Raw genomic sequence first — 22,878 nt, forward strand, 5'->3', positions numbered from 1 at the left:
CTACTCTCCTTGATTAACACTACTTAAATACTTTACTCTATCCTCTGGTGATAAATATACTATCATTTTATCTTCAATTACCCTTGGGTTTACTCCTGATTGTATAGAAAGTACTCCTTCAATCATCATTTCCATTTGGTTTACTTCTTTAGACGTTTTATAATTTAGCTTTCCTGCTATAGGAAGTACAACTAAGTTAGCAAGCATTGAACCATAAAAAGTTGTAATAAGAGCCTTACCCATACCTGATGCTAAGTTGTCTGCATCTGATAGGTTAGCAAGCATTTGTATAAGTCCAATCAATGTTCCAATCATACCCATTGCTGGAGCATATGCTCCCCAAGTTGTGAACATAGATGCTGCATCTTCATGTCTTTTTTCTAATTCTTTAATTTCTAAAGTCATAATTTCTCTAATAGATTCAGGCTCAATACCGTCAACTATCATATTTAAGCCTTTTTTAACAAACTCGTTATTAATCTCTTGTATATCTTCTTCTAAAGAAAGTAGTCCATCTCTTCTAGCTTTTTTAGATAAATTAACAAATAGTGCAATATTATCTACCTTAGATGTTCCATCTTCTTTGAAAGCTTGTGCTGCAACCTTGATAAATCTTTTTATTTCATTCATTGGATAAGACATTAAAAGTGCACCGAAGGACCCTCCTACTGTTATAGCTAAGGATGGTACATCAAAGAATAGCTTTAACGATCCTCCATTTAGCATTCCATAAAATACAAGAACAATTGCAATCACAAAACCTATAGCTGTTAACATATCATTCTTCTTCATTGCTTTCCTCCAACCGTACATTTGCCCAGTATTTTCGTCTAAACTCTATAACCTTATCAACTATTTCTTTAGAACTTTCTTTAACTAAATACTTTTTTCCATTGACTAAGGTAATTACTGTCTCTGGGATTTCTTCAATTTTTTCAATGTGATTACTATTAAGAATAAATTTGTTTCCATTTAACGGATTAACCTCTATCATATTCTCCTATACCTCCTATGATATAGTAAATTTACTTAAGCTAAGATCAATATAAGCACCGTCTTAGCCTAAGGAAAATCACATTTACATATTTAAATAGATTATCTTTTTAAATTTACAAGTTCTTGTAATATTTCATCTGCAGTTGTGATGATTTTACCGCAAGCTTGGAAAGAACGAGTTGCAACTATCATATCTGTAAACTGTGCAGATAAATCAACATTTGACATCTCTAAGAATCCATTTAAAACTTGTCCATAAGCTTTACCATTGTCTTCTCTTCCACCTAAAGCAGCTTTATCAGTATATTTACCAACTCTAGCTAATGGATTTCCTGAGTTTGCTGAAGGAGAATACATATTATTTCCCTTTTGCTCAAGACCTTCATTGTTGGTAAATGACGCCATGGCAACTTGTCCAAGAACAGTAGTACTACCATCAGCAAGGACAGCCTTAATTAATCCATCATTTTCTATAGAGAAACCTTGAATTCTAACATCTTCTCTTCTTCCTGTTGGCTTACCATCAGCACCAACTTCTGGATTCCCATCTTTATCAGTTACCAGCTTAGAAACAGTCTCTGGTATTTTAAGTGCTACTAATTCATTTTGGTTAGCATTTAAGTTTTCAGATTCTCCATCTACATAATTAACTATTCCACCTAATGGAGATGTTGCTGTTCCATCACTTATAGCATAACCCATAATTCTATATCCATTAGAATTCAGAAGATTTCCCTTACTATCTACCTTAAATGAACCATCTCTTGTATAAAAACTCTCTAAAGTTGTAGATTCCATACTTTGATCTGGATTAACTGTTATTGTTCCATTTTCTTTTCCTTTAGCTACTATAAAATATCCTGTTCCATCTACAGCTACATCATAAGGTCTTCCTGTTGGTTGCAGACTTCCTTGAGCCATATTTGTTACTATACTTTGTATAGAAACTCCCATACCAACTCTAGAAGGGTTAACTCCTCCTAAGTTTAATCCTGGACCTGATGCTCCCTTATAACTTTGATACATACTATCTTGAAAAGTAACTGAAGATGATTTAAAGGAAGTAGTTCCTGAGTTAGCCACGTTATTTCCTATTACATCTAACTTTTTTTGATTTGCTCCTAAACCTGATATCCCTGAGTACATTGAATTTAGCATATTATACTATCCCTCCGATTCTCTATTTTTTAATATAATTTTATTAACCTTTTACTCCAATTACAGAGTCAAATAAGTAATCTCTAATTTCTATTTTTCCATCAACTTCAACTTCAACCTTAAGCTTGATGCCTTCTGCATCTCTATATACTTCTAGAACTTTCCCCGTAATACTCTTAGGCTTTACTGGCTTTTCTTCTTCCTTGCCATCTTCCTTAGGCTTTTCTACAGATGTATCTGCTGGTAGTGCTATTTCAACAATTTTACCCATCAATGTTACTGCATTAGAGAAGGTTAAGTTATCCATATTTGGATCTCCTGAATCAATGACATCTGTAACTTGACTATATTCATAATCTGTATACTTTCCATCTACACCTTCCACAGTAACATAAACGTCTCCCTTATGTTTATACACAGCTCTAACTACGCCACACTGAGGTACTCCATTAGCATCTAAGGCATCTAAAGCTACAAATTTTCCAGTTAGTCCTTGTGCAGAAGAAAGAGTCATTGTAGAATTTAATGAACTCATCTGTTCAAGGGTTGTAAACTGAGCTAACTGTGAGACGTAGGCAGTAGTATCTTGTGATTGAGTTGGATCCTGATTAGAAAGCTCAGCAGCTAATATTTTAAAGAAAGAATTTTTGTCAAGTTCTGCCCCTGGTTTTACAATAGGTGTACCATTTTTAGTTTTGTTTCCTTCAACCCAAGGTGCTGTTGTATTATTAGTTGATATTGCCATTTCATCATCTCCTAAACTAGTAAATCTATTTCATTAGAGGCTTTCACATTAGCTTCAGGTATAACATCCTCTTCAACTATATTAACCTCTGAACCTTGTCTACCCTTTTCACCACTTCTTTGTCCACCATTTTCATATGCTTTGCCTTGGTTGTTTCCATGAGCATAATAGGTAGTATCCTCTTCATAAAGTCCTATATCTACTGATTGTATTTTTATGTTGTTTCCATTTAACTTTTCATTTATGTCCTTAAGTCCTAAAGCTAACATCTCTACAGTTTCCTTTGATGTAGCCTTAATCATTGCCTTTAAAGCACCTTGTTCCATACTTACAGATATGGATATTTCACCTAACTCTTTAGGATAAATCTTTACAGTTAAATCCTTAACCCCATTTTTATCCATGTATGATAAAGCTTTTATCACATCATTATTAAGATCACTCTTTGTAATAGCTATAGGCTTTTCACTAGATACTTCTCCTGATTTTTGTACACTATTTTCAAAGTATGACATAAAATCAGCAGCTCTTGTAACCTTTGAATCCTTCTCTTCACCATTAATTACTTTATTCAAAATAGCTGTTTCCTTTGAAAACTTACTATCTTTACTACTACTTTCTTCATTATCTTCTACTCTAGCTACTACACTATTTTTTTCTATAACATTAGCTTCCAGTTCTATTCTTCTAGGTATATTTAAAGGCTCCTCTTCTTTCTTAGCATCTTTCATTGAAATTATTTTTTGTAACTGACTTATTAGATCATCATTATCTATACCTTCTTCTGCTGTTAATAGTTTCATAAGACTTTCACTACTATTGTCTAGCTCAGTAATATCTTCATTAATTAAAGTTAATAACTCTGTAAGTTTATTTTTCATGTCACTATTAATTGATGCTTCCCTTAATAATTCTAATAGGCCATTTGCCTTTTTTTCACTTCCTAAAAGGTCTAATAAAGGTTGTAGTTCCACTTTACCTTCATTTCCACTGATAAGATCAGAAGAAACCATTTCAGCCTTAGAAGTATCCTCCTTATTCAAAAGAGCTATTATTAGATTTATTAGTGACTGCATATCTTCTGAGGTACTTAGCTTTTCATCTTCATGAACTTCCTCAGAGCTCAATATGTAATCCTTCGAAGGCTCTTTAACTTTTTCTTGCTTAATAGAATTTACTGATTTAGTTTTAGAGCTTTCATTATCTGTACTGTAGTTTTTAAGTTCCTTGGAAAATTCCTTATTAGAATATCCTTTATTTCCTTCAGACTTTTTAACTTTATCACTAGTACTACTACCTTTATACAGGTCATTTCCAACACTAAATTGTGCCATTTCCATCAAATTTATCGCCTCCCACACTCACGTATAAATCCATAAAGTGCAAATTCATCATTTTGAATTTGTTCTATTCGATTTTCTTCTTTTATAAATGCTGCCTGATCCTTATCTTTTAATATGCCTACAATCTTTTTATTTACTTGAGCAGTAACTAATTCTTTCCTAGTGAGCTTCACTCTTTCTTCATCAGTTTTAAGCTTTTCTTGTGTAATATCAATAGTACTATTTAATAGATTTAAATAATGATGTTGAATTTTTCTTTCAGTTACACTCATGTTATTATTCACAGTAGAGTATCTTTGGAAGCTATCCTCTAGACTTTTAAGTTCTTCTTCTACCCTATTCTTTTCCCTTAGGGCCTCCATAAAAACTATTTTCTTACCATCTTCTTCTTTTTCTCTTAAGTCCAATAACCTTTGTAATTTAAATTTATAAGTTTGTCCCAAAATTTACACCACCTTTATTTAAACATATTAATAAGCATGTCTTTACTAGCTTCAATTTCGCAACCTTCTTTTATTTCTTGAGTTAAAAATCCATTTATACTATCTATATACTCAATGGCCATATCTATTTTAGAATTACTTCCCTTTACATAAGCTCCTAGATTTATTAAATCTTCTGCTTCTTTATAAGAGGCCATTAAATCTCTAGCAAGTGAGGCAGCCTTTATATGAATTTCCTCTGCAATTTCTGGCATAAGTCTAGATACGCTTTTAAGTACATCTATGGCTGGATAATGATTTTTAGTAGCTAACTCACGGCTTAAGACAATATGTCCATCTAAAATACCTCTTACCGCATCTGCAATTGGTTCATTAAAGTCATCTCCATCAACAAGGACGGTATAAAAAGCTGTAATAGATCCTTTATCAGACATACCACTACGCTCAAGAAGTTTAGGTAACATTGCAAAAACCGAAGGAGTATATCCTTTAGTAGCTGGAGGCTCTCCTATAGCAAGACCAATTTCCCTTTGTGCCATAGCAAAACGTGTTACTGAATCCATCATAAGAATAACCTTTAATCCTTTATCTCTAAAGTATTCCGCTATGGCTGTAGCAGTAAATGCACCCTTTAGCCTAACAAGAGCCGGTTGATCAGATGTAGCACATACTACTACAGATTTCTTTAACCCTTCTGGACCTAGATCTTTTTCTATAAAATCTAAAACCTCTCTACCTCTTTCTCCTATTAAGGATATTACATTTACATCAGCCTTAGCTTCTCTAGCAATCATTCCCAAAGTAGTACTTTTTCCTACCCCTGAACCAGCAAAAATACCAATCCTTTGTCCTTCACCACAAGTAAGAAATCCATCAATGGCTCTTACCCCTGTAGGAAGAACTTCTTTAATCCTTCTTCTCTTCAATGGGTCTGGTGGCATAGCTTCCAAGGGATAATTCTTATAAAGGGACAATTCCTTTTCATCTAAAGGATTTCCAATTCCATCTAAAACTCTTCCTAAAAGTTCATCTGAACACTTTATACTGAGTTGCTTTCCTGTCCTCTCGACTCTGCATCCAGGAGAAATACCTATTAAGTTTCCAAGGGGCATAAGAATTAAATTTCCATCTTTAAAACCTACCACTTCACATACTATAGATTTATTTTCCTCATTATATATGTGGAAAATTTCCCCTACAAAACCCTTAACTCCTTTTACTTCAATGGTAAGGCCTATTATGTTTTTAACTACGCCTTCCATATGATTAAAATTTGTTTTACTAATACTTTTTTCAATGTCTCCTATATTCAAATTAATCATAATACCATCTTCCTCTATGCTTCCATGAGAATTTCCTTTAGTTTCTCTATGCTCCCCTTAATAGTAAAGGTGGTTTTTCCATCATCCTTTTCCACAACTAAGGTTCCATACTCTAAATAATTATCCTGTAAAACCACTACTTCTCCTCTGATGCCCATACTATGCTTGAATTCTTCTATCTTTGTCTCTATTTCTTCTAAATAGTTAGGTGCTACCCTTATAATTATCATCTTGGCATTTTTCTCTTCTGATAGGATGTTGAAAAGTAATCCATTTAGTGCTTCCTTACTTTCAAGCTCCTTTTTAAGCATATTTTCTACGGCATTTACAATAATTTTTCTAATGCCCATTTCCTTAGACTTAAGAAATTTATCATACTCTTCCTTAGCTTGATAAAGAATAAAATTTGCATTTTGAATTATTTCTTCACCTTTTTTTACTCCTTCATCATAAGCCTCGTCATAGCCTTCTTTATAACCAATACTATGGCCTTCTTCATAACCCTTATTAAATCCATCTTCCTTGGCTTCATATAGGATCTCTTCTACTTTTTCCTTTGCATTTGCAAGAATGGTTTCCCCTTCTTTATGGGCATTTTCAACTATTTCTTCACCCTTTTTCTTTAGTTTTAGATACTCCTCCATACTCCTAGGATTAGTATCCTCAAGATCTATAGTCTCCTCTACTATTGGAGCTGGCTCTATATAAAAGTCTGTATCTATTGCCTTGGTTCCACTTTCACATACATTAACACTTTTTATTACCCTATAAGATGAGTGCATCGTCTCCACCTCTTACAATTGTTATTTCTCCAGCTTCATCTAGTCTTCTAATTAAAGCAACAATTTTTTGTTGAGCTTTTTCAACATCCATAAGTCTTACAGGTCCTAAGAATTCCATATCTTCTTTCAATGTAGCTGCTGCACGTTTTGAAAGGTTTCTTGATATAGTTTCTATTACTTGTTCTGAAGTACCCTTTAGAGCCATACATAGCTCCTTATTATCAACCTCACGTAAAATTCTTTGAATTTCCACATCATTGATAGTAATAATATCCTCAAATACAAACATAGATTCCTTAACTTTATCTGCAAGTTCCATATCTTCCCTTTCAAGACCTTCTGTAATGTTTTTCTCTGTAGTCCTATCAACTTGGTTAAGTATATTAACTAAAGATTGAACTCCTCCTATAACACTACTTTCACTAGTAACCACTGAAGATAACTTACTATTTAATACCTCTTCAATTTCCTTCACTACCACCGGATATATATTACTCATAGTAGCAACTCTAAAAGCAACTTCACTCTGTAATTCAGATGGAAGTGCAGACATTATCTGTCCCGCTTTGTCCGGCTGTAGATGACAAAGTATTAATGCTATAGTCTGAGGATGTTCTCCTGAAATTACATTCATAAGCTGAGTTGCATCAGCTTTTCTAGCAATAGAAAAAGGTCTAAACTGCTGTGAAAACTCTGTAACTCTCTCTAAAATATCGTTGGCCTTTTGAGTTCCTAAAGCTTTAGATAAAACGCTTCTAGCATACTCTACTCCGCCTTCAAGAATATAATCCTTAGCCTTATTTAATTCCATAAATTCATCTAAAACAGCTTGTCTGTCTTCAGCTCTAACCGATGACATATTAGCAATCTCATAAGTTATCTTTTGTATATCTCTTTCATTTAATCTTTTTATTATTGCTGCAGATGCATCTGGTCCCAAAGAGATAAATAATATTGCTGCCTTTTGAATACCTGTAAATTTTTCTGTTTTAGCCATTACTATCTCCCTTCTTCATCAGTCATCCATGATTTTATAATATCCGCTACCTGTTCAGGTTTCTTTTCTGCATATTTTTTAACTTCTTTCATGATCTTTTCTCTTTCAGTTTCCGCTTCTAAATCTAAATCTTTGTATAAATCCGCCACTGTTTCTAAAGTTTCATCTCCTATAACTACATCTAGTCCTTCTATAGCCTCTTCATCTTCTTCATCATCTTCTTTTCTCTTACTTCTAATAATAGAAACAACTACAATAATAAGTATAAGTGCTATAACTGCTCCTACTCCTAAAGCAATAAGCTTAATCCTTCTAGATTTTGCTTCTGCTTCCTTCATAGCCTTAATTTCTTCTTCAGCTTGTGTTTTATAATCATCATTAAAGGCTAAACTTTCAACTGAAATTCCATCACCTCGTGCCTCATTAAAACCAATGGCATCAGATACTAAACTTTTTATAGTATTCTTAGTTGCATTATCTATATCTCCATTCACAACTACAGATGTTGTAATTCTCTCTAATTGACCTGGTGCCTTCACAACTGTTTCTTCACTCTTAGTATTATTAAAATTTCTTGTTTCTTCCGAATAGCCTGCTTTTTCAGTATCTTTTTCTGCATCTTGCTCATTAGTCATATTATTATCCACAGTACTTCCTGAAGTATTTTCAGTACCCTTACTATTGTCTTTAATAATATGCTCACTTACTACTGCGGATCCCTTTGGATCATATGTAACATTATTCTGCTTTACAGCGTCAAAATTGAGCTGTGCATTTACAGATACTTTTACATTATCTTTATATATTGGTTCTAATACATTTAAGATTTTCTTCTCATATTCTTTCTCAACTTTTTTAGTTGAATCAATTTGATTTTCTGTACTAGTAGCCTGGGTTCCTTTTTCATTATCAAACAAACCCTCCGTTAATAACTTTAGATTGTCTGATACTATTGTAACGTCTTCCTTATCTAAGTTTTCCACACTACCTGTTACTAAGTGTACAATAGCTTTAACTTGCTCTGGTGAAAGTTCATTTCCTGGCACTAACTTTACCGTTACTGAAGCACTAGCAGGAGTTGGTTTAGTTACAAAGGCTGAGTTGTTTGGTAAAACTAAATTTACTTTTGCAGCCTCAACTTCTTCAAAACCCTTTATAGTTCTTTCAAGTTCTCCAGAAAGTGCTCTTTGATACATTATTCTTGATTCTTCATCTGTAGCCCCAATGCTACCTTCATCAAAAAGTTCAAAGCCTTGGCTTCCTTCTGTTATTTGAACCTCTGATAGCATTTCCATTCTCAGTTTATCTACTTGAGACTTTTCAACTAAGATGGAATTTCCTTCTATTTTATACTTAGTTCCTTTGCCCTCTAAATTGGCTATAATCTTTCCTGAATCTTGGGAATCCATATTTGAAAATAAAACTGTATACTTTGGTTTAAGTGATACATAAAGTAGTGTTCCTATTGCTATAAAAGTCACCACCGCAATTATCACTAAAGCTATCTTTCTAGTTTTCGACATGGAATTCCACTTATCTTTTATCTTCTTCATTAGCTCCGATAGCTTACTCATCTAATCCTTACCCCCATTATACTTGCATATTATTAAATTCCTTATAAGCATCAACTAGCTTATTTCTTATTTGAATAGCAAGCTCTAGGGACATAGATGCCTCTTCTGTAGCTAATACTACTTCATGGATACTTTTCTCTCCTGCAATATATCCTGTTACATTATTATCTGCTTCAACTTGTAGATCGTTGACCTTTTGCAATTCATCCTTTATAACAGCTGCAAATCCTGTGCCACTTGAAGCGCTATTCTCTTCAGTATCCTTTTCTTTTACCCCATAAATTTCCCTTAGCTCATTTTGAAAAATTGTTGCATTTGGTATGTAATTGTTCATCATAAAGTACTACTCCCATCTTTTATTTACCTATTTCTAAAGTTTTTAAAAACATACTTTTTTGTGCATTCATTGCATTGACATTGGCTTCATAAGCTCTACTTGATGCTATTAGCTCCACCATTTCATTGGAGATATTTACATTTGGCATAGTTACAAATCCCTCTTCATCTGCATCTGGATGACTTGGATTATACACCTTAATAAGTTCTGATTCATCATCTACAATGCCAACTGCTTTAACCCCATTTAACTTGTCCTCTACTTTTCCATTGCTTTTATTGTAGGCTTCCTTTAAGTTCTCTTGAAACATAGCAATCTTTCTTACATAAGGCTTTCCATCTTTTCCTCTTGTAGTTCCTGCATTAACAATATTAGAAGAGATAGTATCCATTCTTAATCTTTCTGCAGTAAGACCACTAGCTGAAATTCTCATTCCTCTAAATGCCTCCACTTTTAGTTCCCTCCTTTTATAACTCTACTTGTACTATTTAGCTTTCCACTGGCAAATCTAACTAAAGATTCATACATCATAGTATTAGCAGCTTGACTTGTCATTTCTGTTTCAATATCCACGTTATTACCATCTTCTCGCATAGATGCACTGTCATCTCTTTTAACTTGTACATCTTTGTTCCCAATGCCTATATGTCTTTCATTTGTAGTTTTCAAATTACCATTTGCTTTTGATTCTTCCATCACTTGTTCAAAGGGAACATAATATCTCTTATAGTTTTTTATATTTACATTTGCAATATTATTAGCAATAACTTTATTAGCCTCAACAGTTACATTCATAGATTTTTTTAGCAATCCATATACTTGATTTTGTGACATTTTATACCTCCATTTTCCATAAAAACATACTTGATGTTTATAAATTAGACATAAATACTTAAATCCCTTCTTTTTTTTGTTAGACCTACGAATTTTTTTTTATTTTTTATGCTTTAATCTTACGTTAAATAGAAATAAGTCTATAAACTTAATTATAAGTAAAATATAGTATGGTAAATATTGAATAATAATGGTTACATGTTATTTTATGTAAAATACTCTTTAAAAACATGAAACTAAGTAATTGTTTACAATTCAGTATATTTTACAAAATCCTTTGTAATTTTTTACAATAAATTGTAAAATTTATATAATAAAAAGCTACTCAAAAAGAGTAGCTTTTAATTACAACAAGGTTAAAATAAAAATATTATTTACTTCTATAATACCTAAAACAAAAAGTATACTTACTCTTTGGCAACTGGCTGGCATCCCCTTAGGCTTAGCCCCTATAGCTTTGCGTCACTAACTTTCGTTAGTTTTGCCTATTTAGTTTTTTCACATATCTGCATTATATACTATATTTTTCTTCCATTCAACCTTTTAAACTGAAAATTTTTACTTTTTACTTAAAATTCCCTATTTGCTACATGAAATTTCTTTTCTCTACCTATTAGGATATACATTGCTCAATATTTGTAGAATATCCTGTGGAAATTCATTGCTTTGAGCCATCATAGCCATACCTGATTCCACTAAAATTGAGTTTTTAGCATATTCAACCATTTCTAGTGCTATATCAGTACCAGTAATTTCACCTTCTGCCCCTTCTACCTTACCTGCTATTTCACTGGTATAATCTGCAGTAGACTCCATTCTATTACTTAGAGCTCCATACTTTCCTCTTCCAGAACTCAGCTTATCTATAGCATCATCTAAGCGTTTTAATCCATCATTCATATTCTCTACACTTATTTTATTGCTACCATCAGCATTCACAAGTCCTAGTCCTGTAGATGTTAAATTATATGTTGGCAGTTTAGTTACATAATCACTAGTTGCTCCAATAAGTAGATCCACTGTATCACCTGGATTATTTTTATCAGCTAACAGCTTTACACCATTCATCTCCGTATTATTTGCAGTATAAGTTATATGTTCTAAATTTTGATCTATTTCCTTTTGAATAACTGCTCTATCTTCCGGTGTAGTTGCTCCTCCAGCTTGAACCATAAGTTCTCTAGCCCTTTGCAAGGATTCACTTATACTTTGCATACCACCATCCATGGTTTGCATAAGACTTACACTATCTTGAATATTTCTAGTGGCCATTTGAAGACCTCTAATCTCTAACTTCAACTTATCACTCTTAGCCTTAGCATTAGGATCATCTCTATAGGTCTGTATCTTATTACCTGAACTAATACTACCATAAGCCTTAGACTGAGCTACTAAATTTTTAGTATAGCTATTAAATATCCTCATAGCGGACATATTTCTACTTAATCTCATTATCTCACTCCTCACAAAAATTATCACAAATTCCCACGAATTCCCACGAATTCCCACGAATTTCCATGGGGTCAGACCCCCAGGAAATTTTTCCCTTGGGGTCTGACCCCGTGGAATAAAGTTCCATTTATTCAAACTATGTTGACAACTAAATCCATTTTACTTATCGTCACTTTTTATTAATTACTTTATGATTAGCAAAAGCATTAACATCTATTTTTAACCATTAATGCTTTTCCGTTCTTTCACAAGTGCCTGTGACCAGATTTAATTGAAAAAATTACCACGGGGTCAGACCCCGTGGAATTTTTTTCCTTGGGGTCTGACCCCAAGGAATATTTATACTGTAAATTTATTGATAATACCTTGTAGTTCATCTATAATATTTACCAATCCTTCACTACCATTGGCTATTTCTTCGATACTTGCTGATTGTTCTTCTATAGCTGCTGAAGCTTCCTCAGTTCCTGCTGCATTTTCTTCTGCTATTGCCGATAAATTTTGCATTAGTTCTACTAGTTTTTCTTTATTTTCATTCATCTTTTCTGATGATTCATTAAGCTTATCTATAACATTATTAGTTATTTCTATAGAATTTGATATTCTATGAAATTTTTCTTCAGTTTTTTCTACACTTTCAGATTGGGAATCAATTATCCCTTTTACTACTTTCATTCTATTTACTGCATTTTCAGATTTTAATTTTAACTCTTCTATTACAGTTTTAATTTCTCCTGTAAAATTATTAGATTCTTCAGCAAGTTTTCTTATCTCTTCTGCTACTACGGCAAAACCTCTTCCATGCTCGCCTGCTCTTGCTGCTTCAATAGCTGCATTCAAAGCAAGTAGATTTGTTTGTTCTGATATAGATTGAATCATTGTACTTGCCTTTTCAATCTTTTCTGCACTTACGTTATTACTTATTATAATTTCATACACCTGTTTAGAAGCATTATTACTTTCTCCCGTTTTTAATACCAAATCTTTTAATATAATAAAACCTTCTTCTTTTTCCTTTTCTATATCCTTTGCAGCGTTATTTAATTCCTCTGTATATTCTTTATTCTCTTCTAGTAAACTACCCATTTCTTCTACACTTAAAGCCGCTTCTCCTGTATCTTGAGCTTGGCTACTTGCTCCACTAGCTATATTTTCTATAGTTCTTGATATCTCTTCAGAAGCTATGGCTGATTGCTCCGCTGTTGCTGTTAGTTCCTGGGAAGTTGCCACTACCTTTTCTGCACCTTCTGAAGTTTTTATAACAAAGTCTCTTACATTGTCCTCCATAACCTTAAGAGAATTTGACATAACACCTATTTCATCTTTTCTCTTTATATATTTTATAGCGCTTCCATTTTCATCAAGTTTAAAGTCTAAGTTTGACTGTTTTTTTATAGTATTAGTTAAAGCAACTATAGGTTTTGTAATTGATACTCCTAAGCCATAGCTTATAGCAACAGATATAAGCAGTCCAATAACAATTACTATAACTACTGATTTTATGGTAGATAATACCCCATTATTATATATATTCAAAATAGATTCTATAGATTTACCAACATAATAAATACCTATGACTTCATTATTATCACCAAAAATAGGTGCATACTTTGTCATATACTTTTCGCCTAAAATATCAGCTTCTCCAAAGTATTCATTACCCTTTGAAATCTCTTCATAGGCTTTACCACCAGCATCCAATTTTGTTCCAATAATTCGTTCCCCTTTATCATCTCTAATTGTAGTCAAAACTCTCACATAATCCTCACCAGACTTAGCAAAGACAGTGGCAAGTATATCCATACCTTCTGTCAATTCGTCAATATACTCATGGTCACCATCAATGGGCTTACCATTAGAGTCTATAAGTTTCCCATAATCATTAAGACTTAATGTACCAAACTGTTCCTTAAGATAAATATCTAGCATACTATACCCGGAATCTATTGTTTCCTCGAATTGTTTGTTTATAATATTTTTAGTAACACTAAATGACTTAAAAAGTCCCATAAACATCATAGACAACGAAATTATTATAATAATAGTAAGAATAATAGTAGTTATTTTCCATTTTAAACTTTTCATAAATTTAATCTCCTCTGTCACAAAATTTTAGCAATATATAATTAAAATTAATAATATTATCGATATTTATTATAATAACTTTATGGGTTTTTATAAACTTCATGACGTTTAAAAAGCATTAACAGCTATTCTTAGCCATTAATGCTTTTTACAATTATCTATTTACAAAAATAATTCTGGTTCTTTTCTATGTATGAAATTGATTTCTAATTCTTCTTTATGCTTTAAATATCCCCTGTCATCAAAATACTTTGCTTCTACAGGACATTTTTTAATACATGCACAACATTTAATACAAATTCCATTAACTTTAGTCACATCATAAAGGTCAATAGTGCCCATGGGACAAACACTAGCACAAAATTTACAATCTATACAACTATCCTTAGTTTTGGGCTTCACCTTTCTTATATCAATAGGCTCTCCCTTTTCATCCCTAGGCATATAATAATTTCTATAAAGCTTTTGTCCTTTTATTAATAGAACCTGTCCACCTTCTTCAGCAACAATTTTACTATATATTTCATCAGCAAATCTTCTACCTATATCCATATCCTTTTCATCAGGTCTATTCTTAGCCAAGGTTTTAGAAAAAGAATGTTGTCCTATAAATGCAGCCCCTGAAATAACCTGAAAACCATCTAGTTCTAATATATCCCTTAACTCTATTAAAGCATCATCATAATTTCTATTTCCATAAACCACTACTGCAATAGCCAACGCACCATTACCTTTAATAGAATTTAAATACTTTAAAAGCACATTAGGTACTCGCCCTGCATAAACTGGAACTCCCACAATAACAATATCATCTTTTGAAAAAGATACAGATTTCTCCCTTATCTTTGGTAAAGTAAAATCAATATTATTTATGCTTTCCTTTAAGTTCATAGCTTCTGAAATTCCTTTTGTTATACTAGATACTACCTTCTTAGTTGTATCTGTAGCACTAAAATATAAAGTATTTAGTTTATAATGCAAAATAGCCTCCCCCCTAGCAAATCTTTACCTAAACTTCTATTCCATCCTGTATTCTCATGAAAAACTTAGTTGAACTTACACTTTATTCATTATACTGAATTTGCCTAATTCCTATTTTCTCCTCTCTTAAAATTGAAATTATTCTTTCAGAAGCTTTTCCATCTCCATAAATATTTTCAACATATTCTACTTTTTTAGAATTCATAACATTATAATAAATCATATCTTCTTCTGATAATGTATTAAGTTTATAATTTACTAATTCTCTCCAACTTGTATCTGGCATTACTACGCATGCCTCTTTACCCAAAAAATAGGATTCTTTTTGATATCCACCACTATCTGTTACTACTTTATAGCAATATTCTGTTAATCCCATTAATTTCAAATAGTCTACTGGTTCTATTATCTTTAGGTTTGATATTAAGTCTTCCAATCCAAATTCTTTTATTCTTTTTTTAGTCCTTGGGTGAATAGGTAAGACTACCTGTATTTCCTTAGAAACTTTATTAACTTCTTTTAATATTTTCTCCAGTTTTTTGTGTACATCTACATTAAAATCTCTATGTAAAGTCATCATAATATACTCATTTTTTTTAAGATTTAATTCTTCCAGTATAGAATAATCAAATCTAGGTTTCATTTTTAAAAATATATCATACATAACATCACCAGTAAAATACACATTATTTATTATTCCTTCATTTTTTAGATTTTCTACCCCTAAATAGCTTGGCGAAAACAAATAACTAGATATCCTATCTGTTAATACTCTATTAGTTTCTTCAGGCATATCTCTGGGTTCTTGTCTAAGCCCTGCTTCAACATGTGCTATATGAATCTTTAGTTTAGACGCTGCAATTGCTCCTGCTAATGTAGAATTTGTATCTCCATACAATAAAACAATATCTGGTTTTTCTATTAACATTATTTTTTCTAATTCAATCAGCATTTTTCCTGTCATCTCACCATGACTTGATGCTTCAATTCCAAGATTATATTTTGGCTTTTTAATATTTAGAACATCAAAAAAAATTCCTGACATATTACTGTCATAATGTTGACCAGTATGTACAACAATTTCATCTATATCACTGAATTTATTTATTTCATTTTGTACAATTGCTTCTTTAACAAATTGAGGTCTAGCACCTATTATAGATAAAATTTTCATATATCATACTCCTATCTTTTTTAATAGATTCATTCTATTTAGTATACTTCTACTAAATCAACTTACTATTTTATACCTCTCTTATTTTAATTAATGCAGTATTTCAATTATATTTAATGTCATCTAACTACCTTAATCTTTTAATTCTCTATTGTATTTAATAAATATGCTTGTCTTTTTCTAATATAAAAATCAGGATATGATTTTCTTAATCATATCCTAATTTTTTTTGAAATTCATATATATTTCAGACTTCTACTTTTTATTTGACCTACTCTACATAATATTTTCTAGTAAAAATGAAAAATCCTCTATTCAATTTAATCATTTATTATCTAATAAAAATGTGTTATTACATTTTTAACATTTCGCTTAACTTATACTATTCGTCTTAGCAACAACTTTTCCTTTTATTAAAAAAATCTTATTCATTCCTCCAACTGAAAAACTTAATATCTCTTTAAACTCTACGTATTCTTTATATCTTTCAATAATTTCTTGTTTAGAATTAAACCATCTAACATGACCATCAGAATAAAAATTAGGCACTGAAAATAAAATTGTAGACCCTTCCCTAATTCTACTTAATATTTTCAAATCTCCATCCACATGCTCTAAAACTTCAAAAATAATAACAGTATTATATTTTTCATTAAACAAAGTTGTAGTATAAGCATTATCTATATTAAATAAATTTCTATTCTTATCATTTCTTATTTTAGCATATTTAATTGCTTCTTGACTAAAATCTATTCCTCTATATTCTTCTATCCCATTATCAAATAATAATTTAGCAAATTGGCCAGGTCCACATCCAATATCTACTATATTCGGTTTATCTATTGTCTTTATTATCTCTAATGCTTTAAGCCAAATTTCATAATAATGAGTTTCACTATAATGTTTAAAATAAGTTTCGTTCCAGCCTCCACTTTGGTATGCTATATTATAAAAGTCACTATTTTCTTCTTTATAATGTTGTTTTAACCAACTATTTTTCTCTTTACATTCACTAGATAAAAAACAATCCTCTTTAATTGTTTTTTCAAAAACATTAATTAATTTTTCAGCTAAACTTTTTCTTTCATATTCCCTTACGTCTTCTGTCATTTGAAATGTAGGTAATGTTCCATTTTCCCATTTACTATACATCTCTATTATATAGTCTTCAATTCCTTCAATATCATCAAATTCAAAATTCTTTCCTCTATTTGTTTTATCTATCAACTTTTCTACTAAACTTTCTTTAGGTGATAAAGACAATATAGGTTTACATAATCTCAAATATTCAAACACCTTACCTGTATAAACAGTTCTATTTTCATCTCCTTTGCCTATAACTAGAAGTAATAAATCAGAGCTAATTGCTAAATTAAGACTTTCTTCATGATTAAGATATCCTGTAATTTTAACTATATCATCTAAATCATTGTCAATAATATATTTTCTCCATTGTTTTTCATTTTCTATCCATGGAAATAATACATTTATTCTATCTTTAATTATCTTTCCACTTTTAATTAAATTTATAATTGCTTTAAGAAACGTCTCTGGAGTTCTTATCATATATAAAAGTCCATTATGTACAATCGTAAATTTCTCATTTTTTTCTTTTTTACTATTTAAATTATTAAAATCTTCTTCATCATATCCATTGGTAATTTCATGTACTTTCTTAGTTATAAGACCAAATATTTCTTCATAATTTTGTTTTGAAATTGAAGTTACTGTAATTATATCATCAGCTTGATTAACAATACTATTTTCCATAGCAAAATTAACCCTATATGCTATAGAACTTTTATTAAAATTTACATAAGAATTATTTGTCCATTCATCTCTAAAATCAGCAACCCACGGTTTATCATATTTTTGCTTTAAGTAATATCCAATAATGTGGTCAGAATATGGTCCAGATGTTGTGTATACCATGTCAATTTTTTCAAAATCCACTTTATCATCTATTTTATCTAAAACTTCTGCTGCCCATAGTATATAAGTATCTGGTTGGAATAATAATTGATTTAAATGTTCTTGGGATTTATTTAACTCCTTTATATATTCTTCCATTAACCCATTATCATTAACTATTCCAGAATATATCTGCACTAATTTATTCGCATAAGCTGTATCAACATTCACTCTTTCATCAATTCTTATTACTTCTATCTCTTCTGGTATTTCAGAAACTAATGTTTCATCTTTAAGAGGATACATTGTGTTACCTACTGTAACAACTATAGGTTCCCATCCAAAATCTCTAAGATATTTAACGAATTTTAGACTCCTTTGAACTCCAGAACCTCCTACTGGTGGGAATATATGAGCTATAAATAAAACTTTCTTTCTACTTATATATTCTTTCACCTCTTTAATTTTTTCCAATTCAGCTAACTTATTTCTAATACTTTCTTCTATTTCTCCATCTATTACTTTTAAAGCCTTAGTATAATATCTATAAGCTGTTATAAATTTTTCATTAGTTTCATATAAATAAGCTAAATTATATAGTATATCAAAATTAAAAGGGTTTACTTCTAGTCCTTCTTTTAATATCCTCTCTGCCTCATCTATATCCCTTTCCATTATAGCTATAACACCCTTAATAGAATAAATATCTATATCCTCACTAACAATATTTTCATATTGATTTAATAATTTCTTTGCGTCTACTATCAATCCTTGTTCTAATAAATTCTGAATTTCTTCTTTTACTTGATTTTTGTTTTCTTCTTGATCTTCTATCCTCTTAATACTTTCTTTTGTATTAACTAGTTCATTTTTTTCTTTATCTTCACTTTTTTTATTTTTTTCTTCTACCATTTTTTCTAACTCAACTAAAACTTCTTGCATTTTTTCTTTTATAAGTAATTCTTTTAACTCTTCTAGTCCTTTATAAGTAAAATTATCTGGATAAAAAATTGCTTCTATGTACTTCATTACTGCATCATTAACTTTTTTCTGTTTAACTAATATTCTAGCTATTTCAATATTAGATATATAACTCCCTATTCCCCTTTTAGAAATACTATTATTTATTTCTCCTATATCTATTGCTTTATTATAGCTTTCTATAGCCTTTATATATTTTTTATTTTTTTCAAACACTTTACCATAATAGTAGTAATAATCAGGATACCTTTTAATAGAATTATCCTCTTTTAATGCATCTAAATAATTTCTTAATTGTTTATAACTTTTTTCTCTATACAGACATTCTGCAAGATTTAATACTAAGCTATCATGATAAGTCTTTCTTCCCTTTTGTGAATATTTATTAGATTCTATGAAAGCATCAATAGCTTTACCATATTTGTTTTCACCCATATATGTTATCCCTAAGTTATACCACTGAAATCCATCTTCAGGATTTTTTTCAAGTTCATCCTTTATTATAGTTATATTTCTTTCTGTCTTTTTCTTCTTTATTACATTTTCATGCAAATATCCATAGTGTATTATTTTGCAAACTGATGTATCAAAAGTACTTAAAGATTTTAAAGGCTCTCCATTTAATGTTATTTGCTCATGTATTGCACCTATATATTTTGGATTATCATTTTTCAATAATCTAGGCATAACAGCAGAATATAATATATTGTCAATTCCTAAGAAGTTATACATTGGTATATTATATCCATCAACGTTTTCTTTATTTAACTGTTCAATTAATTTTACTTTATCAAATATAAATTTTTCATCTGCATCTAATATCAATATCCAGTCTCCATTAGCATTTTCTAACGACTTATTTCTTGCTTCGGAAAAATCATTTTTCCAAGGATGCTTTATTAATTTCACCTTATCTTTATAACTTTTTTCTATAATACTAATAGTATCATCAGTTGATCCTGTATCAACAATAATTGCTTCGTCTACCAAAGGTAATGCATTATCCAAACACTGCTTAATATATTTTTCTTCATCTTTAATAATCATACATAGACTTATTTTCAAATTTTACACCTACCTTTTATTATTTAAAAAAGGAACACCTAGGTGCTCCTTTTTAATTTAATTTCTTATCTAAGAAGTTGTAGTACTCCTTGTGGCTGTTGATTAGCTTGAGCAAGCATTGCTTGAGAAGCTTGTTGTAAAATATTATTTTTAGAGAAGTTCATCATTTCCTTAGCCATATCTACATCTCTTATTCTACTTTCTGCTGCTTGTAGGTTTTCAGATGAGTTATCTAGATTCTTAATTGTATGCTCTAATCTATTTTGATATGCTCCCAGTTTTGCTCTCTCTGTTGATACTCTATTTATAGCAGTATTAATTGTATCTATTGCATTATTGGCAGCTGTTTGGCTTCCAATAGTTACATCTGCTACTGCAACTGTTAAATTAGTAGCTTGCATTCCAGAAATATCTAATTTTATAGCTTGTCCTTTATCTGCTCCTATATGGAAAGTAAATGAAGTTGTAGCTTCGCTTAAAAGCCCTTTACCATTAAACTTAGTATTTTTAGCAATTCTATCAATTTCACTTTGTAACTCAGTAACTTCAGCCTGTAATGCAGTTCTATCTGTATCATCATCATTTGTATCATTAGCTGATTGTACTGCTAGCTCTCTCATTCTTTGAAGTATTGCATGGGTTTCATTTAATCCACCTTCTGCTGTTTGAATTAATGAAATTCCATCTTGAGCATTTCTAGAAGCTTGGTCTAGCCCTCTTACTTGTGCTCTCATTTTTTCAGAAATTGCAAGTCCTGCAGCATCATCTCCAGCTCTGTTTATTCTTAAACCTGAGCTTAACTTTTCCATAGCTTTTCCTGCTGCACTAGTGTTTATTCCCATTTGTCTATGAGAGTTCATTGCATTTAAATTGTGATTAATTATCATTTTTTATTCCTCCTTGATTTTTACCATGTGCTTCCTTGCACATTATTTTAATATTACAATTATTAGATTTGAATTACTAATTATCTAAGAAGTTGTAGTACTCCCTGTGGTTGTTGATTAGCTTGAGCAAGCATTGCTTGAGAAGCTTGTTGTAAAATATTATTTTTAGAGAAGTTCATCATTTCCTTAGCCATATCTACATCTCTTATTCTACTTTCTGCTGCTTGTAAGTTTTCAGATGAGTTATCTAAGTTTTTAATTGTATGTTCTAATCTATTTTGATATGCTCCAAATTTTGCTCTTTCTGTTGATACGGTATTTATAGCAGTATTTACAGTGTCTATTGCATTGTTAGCATCTGTTTGTGTATTGATCTTTAAAGCATTAACAGCTAAATCAGTAGCTTGCATACCATTTATTGTTAAAGTTATTGCCTGTCCCTTGTCAGCTCCAATGTGGAATTTAAAAGCAGTGTTATCTGCACTTATAAGAGCTTTACCATTAAATTTAGTATCTTTAGCTATTCTATCAACTTCTGTTAATAATTGATCTACTTCTGATTGAAGCGCAGCTCTATCTGTAGTTACATCATTTGTATCATTTGCTGATTGTACTGCTAATTCTCTCATTCTTTGAAGAATTGCATGAGTTTCATTTAATCCACCTTCTGCTGTTTGGATTAATGATATTCCATCTTGTGCATTTCTTGAAGCTTGATCTAGTCCTCTTACTTGTGCTCTCATTTTTTCAGAAATTGCAAGTCCAGCAGCGTCATCTCCAGCTCTGTTAATTCTTAAACCTGAGCTTAATTTTTCCATAGCTTTTCCTGCTGCACTAGTGTTTATTCCCATTTGTCTATGAGAGTTCATTGCGTTTAAATTGTGATTAATTATCATTATAAATTCCTCCTTGATTTTTACCATGCGCTTCCTTGCACACTATTTTAATATTTTAATTATTATATTAATGTTACTAATTATCTAAGAAGTTGTAGCACCCCTTGTGGCTGTTGATTAGCTTGTGCAAGCATTGCTTGAGAAGCTTGTTGTAAAATATTGTTTTTAGAGAAATTCATCATTTCTTTAGCCATATCTACATCTCTTATTCTACTTTCTGCTGCTTGTAGATTTTCAGATGAATTATCTAGGTTCTTAATTGTATGCTCTAGTCTGTTTTGATATGCTCCTAGTTTTGCCCTTTCTGTTGATACAGTATTTATAGCAGTATTTATTGTATCTATCGCACCATCTGCACCTGTTTGTGTTTTAATAGCATCTACACTAAGAGCAGAAAGATTTAGCTTTGCTCCAGTAGCTTTCATATCTGCTATAGTTAATGTTATACTTTGACCTTTATCAGCACCTATATGGAATTTATATCCAGTAGTCGCAACTGCAGTAGCTCCATTTAATAAATCTTTTCCGTTAAATTTAGTATTACCTGCAATTCTGTCTATCTCAACTATAAGTTGAGATACTTCTTTTTGAAGTGCATCTCTATCTGTAGCATCATCATTTGTATCATTTGCTGATTGTACTGCTAACTCTCTCATTCTTTGAAGTATAGCATGAGTTTCATTTAATCCACCTTCTGCTGTTTGGATTAATGATATTCCATCTTGAGCATTTCTAGAAGCTTGATCTAGTCCTCTTACTTGTGCTCTCATTTTTTCAGAAATTGCAAGTCCTGCAGCGTCATCCCCAGCTCTGTTAATTCTTAAACCTGAGCTTAATTTTTCCATAGCTTTTCCTGCTGCACTAGTGTTTATTCCCATTTGTCTATGAGAGTTCATTGCGTTTAAATTGTGATTA

21 protein-coding genes and 1 riboswitch are annotated in these 22,878 nt (G+C 31.1%); all 21 genes read right to left on the reverse strand.

Annotated features, from left to right (window positions below; all coding sequences use genetic code 11):
- Positions 1 to 792 carry a MotA/TolQ/ExbB proton channel family protein gene (locus ACTNBA_RS07120; protein WP_150845021.1) on the reverse strand — a complete coding sequence of 264 codons (792 nt, stop codon included), beginning with the start codon at positions 790 to 792 and terminating at the stop codon, positions 1 to 3.
- Positions 779 to 994 (reverse strand): flagellar FlbD family protein, encoded by a 216-nt coding sequence (locus ACTNBA_RS07125; protein WP_346847892.1) that lies wholly within the window; start codon positions 992 to 994, stop codon positions 779 to 781. The genes ACTNBA_RS07120 and ACTNBA_RS07125 overlap by 14 nt, the downstream gene beginning before the upstream one ends.
- A gap of 101 nt (positions 995 to 1,095) precedes the next feature.
- Positions 1,096 to 2,154, reverse strand: coding sequence for a flagellar hook-basal body complex protein (locus ACTNBA_RS07130; protein WP_441073202.1), 1,059 nt, complete (start codon positions 2,152 to 2,154; stop codon positions 1,096 to 1,098).
- A 43-nt stretch (positions 2,155 to 2,197) separates the two neighbouring features.
- Complete coding sequence (locus ACTNBA_RS07135) at positions 2,198 to 2,899, reverse strand: flagellar hook assembly protein FlgD (protein WP_441073203.1); 702 nt, start codon at positions 2,897 to 2,899, stop codon at positions 2,198 to 2,200.
- 11 nt (positions 2,900 to 2,910) lie between these two features.
- Positions 2,911 to 4,239, reverse strand: coding sequence for a flagellar hook-length control protein FliK (locus tag ACTNBA_RS07140; RefSeq protein WP_441073227.1), 1,329 nt, complete (start codon positions 4,237 to 4,239; stop codon positions 2,911 to 2,913).
- A gap of 5 nt (positions 4,240 to 4,244) precedes the next feature.
- Positions 4,245 to 4,685, reverse strand: a complete 441-nt coding sequence (gene fliJ, locus ACTNBA_RS07145) for a flagellar export protein FliJ (protein ID WP_035129240.1) — start codon at positions 4,683 to 4,685, stop codon at positions 4,245 to 4,247.
- 14 nt (positions 4,686 to 4,699) lie between these two features.
- Positions 4,700 to 6,007 carry a flagellar protein export ATPase FliI gene (gene fliI, locus ACTNBA_RS07150; RefSeq protein WP_441073204.1) on the reverse strand — a complete coding sequence of 436 codons (1,308 nt, stop codon included), beginning with the start codon at positions 6,005 to 6,007 and terminating at the stop codon, positions 4,700 to 4,702.
- A gap of 14 nt (positions 6,008 to 6,021) precedes the next feature.
- A complete protein-coding gene (locus tag ACTNBA_RS07155) occupies positions 6,022 to 6,789 on the reverse strand; it encodes a FliH/SctL family protein (RefSeq protein WP_441073205.1) in 768 nt (255 codons plus the stop codon).
- The gene (gene fliG / locus ACTNBA_RS07160; protein ID WP_441073206.1) at positions 6,773 to 7,786 is read right to left on the reverse strand and encodes a flagellar motor switch protein FliG; all 1,014 of its coding nucleotides are present in this window, start codon (positions 7,784 to 7,786) and stop codon (positions 6,773 to 6,775) included. The genes ACTNBA_RS07155 and fliG overlap by 17 nt, the downstream gene beginning before the upstream one ends.
- Positions 7,787 to 7,788: 2 nt before the next feature.
- Positions 7,789 to 9,360: a flagellar basal-body MS-ring/collar protein FliF gene (fliF, locus tag ACTNBA_RS07165; protein WP_441073207.1), complete on the reverse strand. Its 1,572-nt coding sequence runs from the start codon at positions 9,358 to 9,360 to the stop codon at positions 7,789 to 7,791.
- A 16-nt stretch (positions 9,361 to 9,376) separates the two neighbouring features.
- Positions 9,377 to 9,697 (reverse strand): flagellar hook-basal body complex protein FliE, encoded by a 321-nt coding sequence (fliE, locus tag ACTNBA_RS07170; RefSeq protein ID WP_441073208.1) that lies wholly within the window; start codon positions 9,695 to 9,697, stop codon positions 9,377 to 9,379.
- 19 nt (positions 9,698 to 9,716) lie between these two features.
- On the reverse strand, positions 9,717 to 10,148 hold the full coding sequence (gene flgC / locus ACTNBA_RS07175; RefSeq protein ID WP_084178021.1) for a flagellar basal body rod protein FlgC: 432 nt from the start codon (positions 10,146 to 10,148) through the stop codon (positions 9,717 to 9,719).
- Positions 10,149 to 10,150: 2 nt separating this feature from the next.
- Positions 10,151 to 10,531 (reverse strand): flagellar basal body rod protein FlgB, encoded by a 381-nt coding sequence (gene flgB / locus ACTNBA_RS07180; RefSeq protein ID WP_441073209.1) that lies wholly within the window; start codon positions 10,529 to 10,531, stop codon positions 10,151 to 10,153.
- 413 nt (positions 10,532 to 10,944) lie between these two features.
- Positions 10,945 to 11,027: riboswitch (cyclic di-GMP riboswitch) on the reverse strand.
- 110 nt (positions 11,028 to 11,137) lie between these two features.
- Positions 11,138 to 11,983, reverse strand: coding sequence for a flagellin N-terminal helical domain-containing protein (locus ACTNBA_RS07185; RefSeq protein ID WP_441073210.1), 846 nt, complete (start codon positions 11,981 to 11,983; stop codon positions 11,138 to 11,140).
- 339 nt (positions 11,984 to 12,322) lie between these two features.
- Positions 12,323 to 14,068, reverse strand: a complete 1,746-nt coding sequence (locus ACTNBA_RS07190; protein WP_441073211.1) for a methyl-accepting chemotaxis protein — start codon at positions 14,066 to 14,068, stop codon at positions 12,323 to 12,325.
- Positions 14,069 to 14,230: 162 nt separating this feature from the next.
- Entirely contained in the window at positions 14,231 to 15,052 is an 822-nt protein-coding gene (locus ACTNBA_RS07195) for a flavodoxin family protein (protein ID WP_441073228.1), read from the reverse strand.
- A gap of 79 nt (positions 15,053 to 15,131) precedes the next feature.
- Positions 15,132 to 16,223 (reverse strand): non-hydrolyzing UDP-N-acetylglucosamine 2-epimerase, encoded by a 1,092-nt coding sequence (gene wecB / locus ACTNBA_RS07200; RefSeq protein ID WP_441073212.1) that lies wholly within the window; start codon positions 16,221 to 16,223, stop codon positions 15,132 to 15,134.
- Between the two features lie 372 nt (positions 16,224 to 16,595).
- Positions 16,596 to 20,162 (reverse strand): glycosyltransferase, encoded by a 3,567-nt coding sequence (locus ACTNBA_RS07205; RefSeq protein WP_441073213.1) that lies wholly within the window; start codon positions 20,160 to 20,162, stop codon positions 16,596 to 16,598.
- An 83-nt stretch (positions 20,163 to 20,245) separates the two neighbouring features.
- Positions 20,246 to 21,067 (reverse strand): flagellin N-terminal helical domain-containing protein, encoded by an 822-nt coding sequence (locus ACTNBA_RS07210; RefSeq protein WP_441073214.1) that lies wholly within the window; start codon positions 21,065 to 21,067, stop codon positions 20,246 to 20,248.
- 80 nt (positions 21,068 to 21,147) lie between these two features.
- Positions 21,148 to 21,963 (reverse strand): flagellin N-terminal helical domain-containing protein, encoded by an 816-nt coding sequence (locus ACTNBA_RS07215; RefSeq protein WP_441073215.1) that lies wholly within the window; start codon positions 21,961 to 21,963, stop codon positions 21,148 to 21,150.
- A gap of 80 nt (positions 21,964 to 22,043) precedes the next feature.
- Positions 22,044 to 22,878 (reverse strand): flagellin N-terminal helical domain-containing protein (locus ACTNBA_RS07220; RefSeq protein ID WP_441073216.1); only part of this gene is annotated, 835 nt, incomplete at its 5' end.

The sequence above is a fragment of the Clostridium sulfidigenes genome (assembly GCF_052067195.1).
GTDB lineage: Bacteria > Bacillota > Clostridia > Clostridiales > Clostridiaceae > Clostridium_J > Clostridium_J sulfidigenes.